This is a genomic window from Metabacillus fastidiosus NBRC 101226 (assembly GCF_001591625.1).
GTDB lineage: Bacteria > Bacillota > Bacilli > Bacillales > Bacillaceae > Metabacillus > Metabacillus fastidiosus.
This window is the reverse complement of the sequence record NZ_BCVG01000134.1, coordinates 1-8,496: the sequence shown is the minus strand read 5'-3', so window position 1 is coordinate 8,496 and position 8,496 is coordinate 1. Positions and strand designations below refer to the sequence as shown.

Annotated in this window: 8 protein-coding genes; 6 read left to right on the top strand and 2 right to left on the bottom strand. The window is 35.5% G+C overall.

The genetic code is table 11. The features are described 5' to 3' along the window. Positions 1–47 precede the first annotated feature (47 nt). A complete protein-coding gene (locus tag BFA01S_RS19495; protein WP_066234826.1) occupies positions 48–710 on the bottom strand; it encodes a CAP domain-containing protein in 663 nt (220 codons plus the stop codon). A gap of 551 nt (positions 711–1,261) precedes the next feature. Here BFA01S_RS19495 and BFA01S_RS19490 point away from each other — a divergent pair. Further along, positions 1,262–3,370 carry a methyl-accepting chemotaxis protein gene (locus tag BFA01S_RS19490; protein ID WP_066234823.1) on the top strand — a complete coding sequence of 703 codons (2,109 nt, stop codon included), beginning with the start codon at positions 1,262–1,264 and terminating at the stop codon, positions 3,368–3,370. Positions 3,371–3,562: 192 nt separating this feature from the next. Further along, complete coding sequence (locus tag BFA01S_RS19485) at positions 3,563–4,192, top strand: YtxH domain-containing protein (RefSeq protein WP_066234820.1); 630 nt, start codon at positions 3,563–3,565, stop codon at positions 4,190–4,192. Positions 4,193–4,261: 69 nt separating this feature from the next. Here BFA01S_RS19485 and BFA01S_RS22620 read toward each other — a convergent pair whose 3' ends face one another. Beyond that, complete coding sequence (locus tag BFA01S_RS22620) at positions 4,262–4,435, bottom strand: hypothetical protein (protein WP_156483932.1); 174 nt, start codon at positions 4,433–4,435, stop codon at positions 4,262–4,264. A 186-nt stretch (positions 4,436–4,621) separates the two neighbouring features. Between BFA01S_RS22620 and yknW the strand changes: the two genes are divergently transcribed. The 4 genes from yknW to BFA01S_RS19465 are packed head-to-tail and all read left to right on the top strand — an operon-like array spanning position 4,622 to position 8,325. Next, entirely contained in the window at positions 4,622–5,320 is a 699-nt protein-coding gene (yknW, locus tag BFA01S_RS19480) for a YknW family membrane protein (protein WP_066234817.1), read from the top strand. Next, on the top strand, positions 5,320–6,447 hold the full coding sequence (locus BFA01S_RS19475) for an efflux RND transporter periplasmic adaptor subunit (protein ID WP_066234814.1): 1,128 nt from the start codon (positions 5,320–5,322) through the stop codon (positions 6,445–6,447). The genes yknW and BFA01S_RS19475 overlap by 1 nt, the downstream gene beginning before the upstream one ends. Beyond that, on the top strand, positions 6,444–7,142 hold the full coding sequence (locus tag BFA01S_RS19470) for an ABC transporter ATP-binding protein (RefSeq protein ID WP_066234812.1): 699 nt from the start codon (positions 6,444–6,446) through the stop codon (positions 7,140–7,142). Before BFA01S_RS19475 ends, BFA01S_RS19470 begins: the two co-directional genes overlap by 4 nt. Next, on the top strand, positions 7,129–8,325 hold the full coding sequence (locus tag BFA01S_RS19465; RefSeq protein ID WP_066234811.1) for an ABC transporter permease: 1,197 nt from the start codon (positions 7,129–7,131) through the stop codon (positions 8,323–8,325). Before BFA01S_RS19470 ends, BFA01S_RS19465 begins: the two co-directional genes overlap by 14 nt. Positions 8,326–8,496: the final 171 nt, after the last annotated feature.

Below are 8,496 nucleotides of genomic sequence, written 5' to 3'. Positions count from 1 at the left end.
AAAACTTATTAGGGACTTATCGGACAGCCCCAATAAGAGAAATCTTTTTATTTTTTAATAAACATTTGTGTCCAGTAGTTCCCATCCTCAACATATCCTACCCCTATATGAGTGTAAGAACTGTTTAAAATGTTTGCACGGTGACCTTCACTGTTCATCCACGCATTTACAACTTCTTCAGGAGATCTTTGACCTTTAGCAATATTTTCTCCGGCACTAGTATAAGAGATTCCAAACTGTTTCATCATATCGAATGGAGAGCCATAAGTTGGACTCGTATGGCTAAAATAGCCTTTATTTTTCATATCAAGAGACTTTGTTCTAGCAATTTGGCTTAATTTTGTATCTAATTTTAAAGGGGAAAGCCCTTGTTTCGCACGCTCTTGATTTGTTAAATCTATGACTTTTTGTTCAAAAGCACTTACCTGCGAAGTGTTAGAAGCTGATTCTGTTTTTTCAGGTACTTGTGTTGCTGGTTGCTGTACAGGCTGCTTTTGAGCTGTTGGAACCTGAACAGGTTTTTGTAAAGTTGGCTGACTATACTTCAGCTGGAAATTTTTTAAATAGTTATTTAATTGATCAATATTCATATTTCCAGATTGATAGATATATACTTTCTTTTCAACTGTAGCTGCATCTGCATTATTAACTCCAGCAGAAGAGAAAAGAACTGCAGCAGCAGCTACTGAAAAAATAAATCTTTTTTTCATGTAAATATTCCTCCCTAGAATGTGTTTATCTTGCTTGTGCTCCCATAATATCATGCGTTTTTTGTAATATTTCAGGGAGGATTTTACATCATTCTTATATTAGGTGAGGATTGTTTATATGAAAATTATTTTCAACATCTATCAAACTTATATAGATATGGTTTTTAAGCGTTATGCTTCTCTTAAAATATGATTATGAAATTAGAGGTAAAATTAGGTTTATATTTAAGTTATTACCACCATTAAAAGGTTGACAGCTTTTAGTATAGCATTCCAGTTTTACATATATTACGGTTGTATGACTAATTTTATAGAAAAATTTCTGCTGGCTAAACATATACATCTATATTTATTTATCTAACTCATTCTTATTATTCTCAATTTGATAAATTATTTAAAAATGAAGATAGATTTGTTAGATAAAAAGTTATACAAAAATTGTACAAAAGTTATACAAATTTTTAAAAATATATTAAATATTCCTTCATAAAGCCGATAAAAAATAAGAATATTAAAGCTTTATTATTAACTTGGGAGGGAATTGAGAATAGATGAAGAGAACAAAAAGTATTACATGGAAATTATCAGGACTCATTATTGGTCTATTTTTACTTTTGTTTTTAATATATTGCATTGTGACTAGCAGTATTTTATACAGCAAGAGTGTGAAAGATGCAGAAGAATATGCAAATGAGCATACTAAATTATATGCTGCTCAAATGAGTGAAAGCCTTAATCAGACAAATCAAACATTGAATACGACGAAATATGTTATTGAAGGGCTTAATGACAGTGGAAAAGTAACAGCGGACTCTATTTTAACTATTATGGAAAGCGTTCTTTCAGAAAATCCGAATATAATCGGAATTGCTACTATATTAGAAGGTGGTATTTTACGAGAAGGAAGTGCTGTGAATCCGGCTTTAGTAGACAGTCAGAAACGATTTATTCCTTATGTATATAGGGATGAAGGGAAGGAAATTAAGACAGAGGCTGTTAGCGGTTATGAAGAAGAAGGAGATGGAGATTGGTATTTAGTTCCTAAAAATGAAGAAAGAGCAATTTTAACAGAGCCGATTAAATATGAAGTTGGCGACGAGACAAAAACTATTTCCTCCATAGCTGTCCCGTTGTTTTCAAAAAATGATCAATTTATAGGTGTTTTGACAGCAGACTTTTCAGTTGATTTCATAAATGATTTAGTAAAAAATATGGAGCCTGAAGGTGGTTTTTCAAGTATTATTACAGATGAAGGTTATGTAATAGCAAACAGTACAGATCAAACATTGGTTGGAACAAATATGAAAGATTCTGTAGTCGATTGGAGAACAGTAAAGTCTGCTTTACTTAATAGAAAAGTATCTAATGCATATGTTAATTCCAAACTATTAAAAGAGCAGGCTTTTAATGCATTTGCTCCGGTATCGGTCCAAGGAATTAACGAGGTATGGTCTGTACAGACAGTCATAGCTAAATCGAGTATTCTAAAAACGGTTAACGGAATATTACTAATAACGATTATTTCAGCAGTATTAATGATTATTTTAATGGCAGCTACTTCAGCAATGTTTATTCAAAGGCAATTAAAGCCGCTTACATATTTAAAAGAATCAATTGAAACAGCAGCGACTGGTGACTTAACGAGTAAAGTGGATGAATCAAAAATCCGTCAAGATGAAATTGGAGCAGTTGCAATTGCATTTAACAACATGCTTAATAAAACAAACGAAGTAATACATACTGTAAAGCAATCCTCTCTTGAATTAAATGAATCGTCAACAGAGTTATATCAAACATTTGAAGAAGTTTCTGCTGCAAGTGAAGAAGTGGCTTCTGCTGTAGACGAAATTGCTCAAGGTGCTTCACAACAGTCATCAGATGCGGAGAACACAAATCAGCAAATGGTTGCTCTTTCGGAGCAGATTGATTCTCTGTCTTCTCTTTCAAATGATATGGACCAATTATCACTCCAAAGTGGTCAATCAACTGCACAAGGTATGGAACAGGTGAAACAGCTGCGTGAGCATAATGAAACAACAAATGAAATGAATAAAAAAGTTCAACAGCAAGTCCAGGCGTTATCTAATAAAATTGCAGACATTGAAACTGTTATTGCATCTATTCACGGGATTACTGCGCAAACGAATTTACTTGCTTTAAATGCAAGTATTGAAGCAGCACGTGCTGGAGAACATGGAAAAGGGTTTACTGTCGTTGCAGAAGAAGTAAGAAAACTTGCAGAACAGTCACGTCAGGAAACAGAAGTTATCCAGAAAACAGTTCAAGAAATACTTTATGAGTCGGAACAGACTGTGATATTAATTTCCAAGAACTTTGAATTAATGGAACTGAATAATCAATCTGTTTCCAGTACGGAGTCATCTTTTATAGAAAATGCAGAGTTAGTTAAAAAATTAGGTGCATCTATCCATGAGTTATCTACAAAATTGAATGACATGGTAAATTACAAAGAGTATGCAATGGAAGCTATTCAAAGTGTATCAGCTATTTCACAGGAAACTGCTGCTTCAGCAGAACAAGTGAGCGCATCAGCTACTCAGCAGCAGAAAGAAATGGAAAGGGTAGCTTTATCAACAGAAAGAGTAAGTAATATTGCAGGGGAGTTACAAGAAGTAGTTAACCGGTTTAAAGTAAATTAATATAATAAAATGCCTCCAATACTAATACGGTAAGGGGGCATTTTCGGTTTGAGAATACAGTCATGTCATAACTAATATATTTTTCTTCTTAGAGTGTTAAAAATGAATGATAAATTGTTTGAATATTATCTAATAAGGGAATTGAATAGACAAATACATTTAAACTATTTGATATTTAAAGGAGGAACTATGATGTCAACAAATATTCTTTCAAATGATAATACTTCAATGAATGAAACAGCAAACACATATAATTCTTCAATAGATAATAATGCTACTAGGTACTCGAGTGACAGCTCAAACAGCAAATTTATGAAAGGTGTCCTAATTGGAGCTGCAATTGGGGGATTAGCAGCAATGCTTGATTCCAGTACGAGAACAAAAGTAAAGGATACTGCATTAAATGTTAAAGATGCTTCCATGAATGTCATTAGTGAAGTGAAAAATAATCCTTCTGATGTAAAGGACCAAATGATAAACAGCTTTAAAGAAGCAACAAATATTTTAAAAGAAGTAATTGGCGATGCTCAAAATTTGTATCAGCGTCTCAATGAAGATGTATTCAGTAAAGTGGATGATGTAAAATCAGTATCCAATGAGGCGATGAACAGTGTAGCAGAAGCGAAAGATGATTTGAAAGAGATGGGATCAAAAGTGAAGCAGGCAGGAACAACTGTACTTGATAATACAGTTAACGGTTCTTCCAATAATTCAGAATCAGATAATTCAAACTCGAATAATCCGGAATCAGACAGTTCAAACTCAAATAATCCAGAGTCAGGCGATTCGAGCTCAGAAAGTTCAAGGTCTGTCCATTCATAATAACAAGTTGCTGCTACGGATTGATGTTATACGAAAATGATAAAAATAGTACCGGCTTTTATTCCGGTACTATTTTTTCTGCTGTTTCTTTTTTTGAAGGCCAACCCATATGTAATAAATGATCCAAAAAAGAAGCGGGATCAGTAAAACATATGGCTTGTATTGTTTGTCCAGCGTGTAAATTAAAATGAAGGCGATGATAAAGGAAGGAACCATGAAAAACCAATAATTTTTTGGGAACATTGTTAAACTCCTTTTAAAAAATCTCTATTTCATTATACATGAAGTAGGTCATTTTTAGCGGTCTGCTATTCGTATTTCTATGAAAAGAAATAAAAAAAGAATGAAATATTTACAAATTAATGAAACCATTTATAACTTGTATCGTATAACTAATATGTAAGATTGATAAAATAGGAGGTTTGAAAAATGACAGAAGTAGAGTTATCGAAAAATACAGTGGAGAAAAAGCCATCGCTTTTTGGTATGATTTTCAGTCCGAGTGAACAGTTTGAGCGAATGAGGGAAAAGCCTGTTATATTAGTTCCGCTTATTATTGTTCTGATTACTGGCTTAATTATGTCTGTTTTAGTCGGATTAAATGTGATAAATTATCTCCCTCCGATGGATGATTTAGGTATGTCGGCCGAAGACTTGCAGATGTTTCAAACGATTACGATAGCAAGTACAGCTGCTATAACTTTTTTCAGTGTTCCAGTAATTTTATTAGTAATGACTCTTATTTACTTTGCAATTGCTAAAATAATGAAAATAGAAGTAACCTTTAAAAAAATGCTCTCGTTAAATATTTTTACTGCTTTTATCGGATTGGTTGGTCAGGTAATTAATCTTTTAATTATGGCTGCTATTAAAGGTGATCCGGAAGTGATGCTGACAAGTCTGAACAGTTTAGTAGGAGCTACAGGGGCACTTGGTGCTGTACTAAGTACGTTCGAAATTTTTAGCATATGGAGTTCTATTCTTTTAGCATTAGGTTTACATAAAGTAATCGGATTTTCTAAAAAAGCTTCATGGACGATTGTTATTGTATTCTTTATTATAGGCCTTATTTTTGCAGCTGTTAGCGGTGCAGCAAATGAGATGTTTGAAGGGATGAATCAATTCTAATGAAGAAAAAGATTTGGATTATTATTGGAGTAGCTGCTCTTATTCTCTTATTCATAGGCGCGAATGTGTTTCGCGCTATGAATAAAGAGGAGTTAACAGTGAAAACGACACAATTAAAAAATCAAGAAATAATCGGAAATGTAATGATTCCAGGGTCGCTTAAATTTGCAGATGAGGAATATTTCTATAATGAGCCGGAAAAAGGGAAAGTTGGGGAAATCCTCGTCAAAGAGGGAGATAAAGTTACAAAAGGAACGACAGTTATTCGTTATGAAAACGATCAGCTTCATCTTGAAAAAGAACAGAATGCACTTTCAATTGAATCGCAAAATTTGAAGATAAGCCAATTGAAAAAACAGCTCTCTGATCTGTCTAAAAAAGAAAAGGATTTGAAAAAAGAAGTTGGCGACAAAGAAGCGAAAAAGACGATTGACCCGGAACGTGATCAGCTGAAGCTTGAACAGAAAATGGCTGATATTGAAGCAAGACAGTTGAAGATTCAAAGGCAGACGATTGAAAAGCAAATCGCAGAGTTGGCAGTGAAAAGTGAAATTGATGGAACTGTTCTAACTGTGGATCAACAGTCGGCATCAGCTGTTTCTCAAACACCAAAACCTATTGTCCATCTTGGGAATGTAGGAAAGCTTGTTATTGAGGGGGTCATATCTGAATATGATTCATTGAAAGTAAAAGAAGGACAATCTGTTACTATTCGCTCAGATGTTATTCCTGATAAAGAGTGGACAGGAAAAGTGACATATGTAAGTGTCATTCCAGAGGGTAATGAAGCGACAATGGGCGGTATGGATGACGCAGCTGTTCAATATCCGATTGAAATTACACTTGACTCAGCGGAAATGGAAGCAAGACCTGGCTTTAAGCTCATTATGGAAATTGAAACAGATAAGCGGACTGTCGATGCTATTCCTTCTGAAGCTGTGAAGCAGGACGGGGAAGATTATTATGTGTTTACAGTGGAAGATGGAAAAGCCGTTCGAAAAAATATTAAAGTCGGTGTAACGAGCGGTGAATTGATGGAAGTAAAAGAAGGGATTGAAAAGAAAGATAAAGTTATTTTATCACCATCTGATACGCTTCAGGCAGGGACGGATGTGAAGGTGAAATGATTGAACTGATTAATGTGACAAAGAGCTATAAAGTCGGACAAGAAATACTTCATGTCTTAAAAAATATTAACGTAAAGATTGAAGATGGAGAATTCATTGCAATTATGGGACCATCCGGCTCAGGAAAATCAACATTGATGAATGTAATCGGCTGCCTTGATAGTCCGACGAGCGGATCGTATTTGCTTGATGGGGAAGATATTTCTACATATAAAGATGAAGAACTTGCAAGGGTAAGAAATGTCTCCATTGGATTTGTTTTTCAGCAGTTTCAACTGCTCCCGAGGCTGACAGCATTGAAAAATGTAGAATTACCAATGGTTTATGCAGGAGTTCCTCCAAAAGAAAGGGAGGAAAGAGCAAGATCGGCACTTAAAAAAGTTGGACTGGGTGATCGGGTAAATCATCTGCCGAACGAATTATCAGGCGGTCAGAAGCAACGGGTTGCTATTGCCCGGGCAATAGTAAATAATCCGAAGCTTATTTTAGCAGATGAGCCAACGGGAGCGCTTGATACGAAGACAAGTATTTCTATTATGGAGCAGTTTACACAATTAAATAAAGAAGGAACAACGGTCGTCCTCGTAACACATGAACCGGAAGTTGCAGATTATGCGAAAAGGGTTATTCTCGTTCGTGATGGAGAAATTGTTTCACAAAAAGGAGAGCGAGGTGGGGCATATGAATCTAGCTGAAAATATTAGGATGGCATTAAGCTCCGTACTCGCTCATAAAATGCGTTCGATGTTAACGATGCTCGGTATTATTATAGGTGTTGCTGCCGTCATTATCGTTGTTGCGATCGGTCAAGGCGGGGAGCAAATGTTAAAATCGACTTTTACAGGCTCCAGCAATACGATTGACGTTTATTATCAGCCGAGTGAGGAGGAAATGCAGACAGATCCGAATGCCATGATGAAATCTGCATTTACTCAGGAAGATGTAAGAAAATTAGGAGAAATTCCAGAAGTTAATAAAGTTGTTACACTCAATATGCAAAATTATCTGCTTCGCTATAAAGAAGAAACAAATGACGTGACTGTATTTGGAATGAATAAAGCTTATATAGAGGTAAATGAGATAAAGGTTGAATCAGGTCGTAATCTTGTCGATACAGATTTCATAGGCGGAAATCGTGTCGGAATTATCAGTTATAATTTGAAAGAAGAAATGTTTAAGGAAATGGAACCGGTTGGTGAAGTTATTTGGCTCAAAGGCCAGCCGATTGAAATTGTCGGTGTGATGGAAAAACCTGAGGGGCTATTTGCAGCGTTTGGCACGATGGAAGTATATATTCCATGGAATACTATGCGCTCAACTTTCGGTGTAACTGATATTAATCAGGTAACATTACAGGCGAAAAGTACTGATGAATTAGCAGTCGCTGGTGAAAAAGCGACAGAATATTTAAATAAGGTACATAATACGGAAGACTCGTACCAGGTGTTTAATATGGAACAAATAGCAGAAGGAATCGGACAAGTAACGAGCATTATGACATTAATTATCGGTTCCATCGCTGGAATCTCCCTTTTAGTCGGAGGAATTGGGGTTATGAATATTATGCTCGTCTCCGTTACAGAGCGAACAAGAGAAATAGGAATTAGAAAAGCCCTCGGTGCAACGAAAAAGCAAATATTAACACAGTTCTTAATTGAATCTGTAACACTTACATTAATTGGCGGTATTATCGGGATCTTACTCGGTGCCGGCATTGCCTCTCTCGTTTCACTCTTTGCAGGATGGCCGTCTTTAATCTCTTGGCAAGTTGTCGTCGGAGGATTATTGTTCTCGATGATTATCGGTATTATATTTGGCATGTTGCCAGCAAATAAAGCGGCAAGATTAAATCCAATTGAATCATTAAGATATGAATAGAGGATATCCCAAAAGGGTTGCTTTTTACCCTTTTGGGATATCCTGCTGAAAGGCCCTGTCATGGAAATCCAGTAAAATCAAGGATTTGGTGACAGGGCCTTTCAGCTTTTAAAATTTATCCCAGCCTTAAAGGGCAGTAAGACTCCCCCCTTCAAAGTTCTAAAAATAAGA

What these genes read in the sequence shown, in the direction of transcription:
- BFA01S_RS19465 (WP_066234811.1), top strand. Translation starts at nt 7,129, where the DNA reads ATGAATCTAGCTGAAAATATTAGGATGGCATTAAGCTCCGTACTCGCT.
- yknW (WP_066234817.1), top strand. Translation starts at nt 4,622, where the DNA reads ATGACAGAAGTAGAGTTATCGAAAAATACAGTGGAGAAAAAGCCATCG.
- BFA01S_RS19495 (WP_066234826.1), bottom strand. Translation starts at nt 710, where the DNA reads ATGAAAAAAAGATTTATTTTTTCAGTAGCTGCTGCTGCAGTTCTTTTC.
- BFA01S_RS19490 (WP_066234823.1), top strand. Translation starts at nt 1,262, where the DNA reads ATGAAGAGAACAAAAAGTATTACATGGAAATTATCAGGACTCATTATT.
- BFA01S_RS19470 (WP_066234812.1), top strand. Translation starts at nt 6,444, where the DNA reads ATGATTGAACTGATTAATGTGACAAAGAGCTATAAAGTCGGACAAGAA.
- BFA01S_RS19485 (WP_066234820.1), top strand. Translation starts at nt 3,563, where the DNA reads ATGTCAACAAATATTCTTTCAAATGATAATACTTCAATGAATGAAACA.
- BFA01S_RS19475 (WP_066234814.1), top strand. Translation starts at nt 5,320, where the DNA reads ATGAAGAAAAAGATTTGGATTATTATTGGAGTAGCTGCTCTTATTCTC.
- BFA01S_RS22620 (WP_156483932.1), bottom strand. Translation starts at nt 4,435, where the DNA reads ATGTTCCCAAAAAATTATTGGTTTTTCATGGTTCCTTCCTTTATCATC.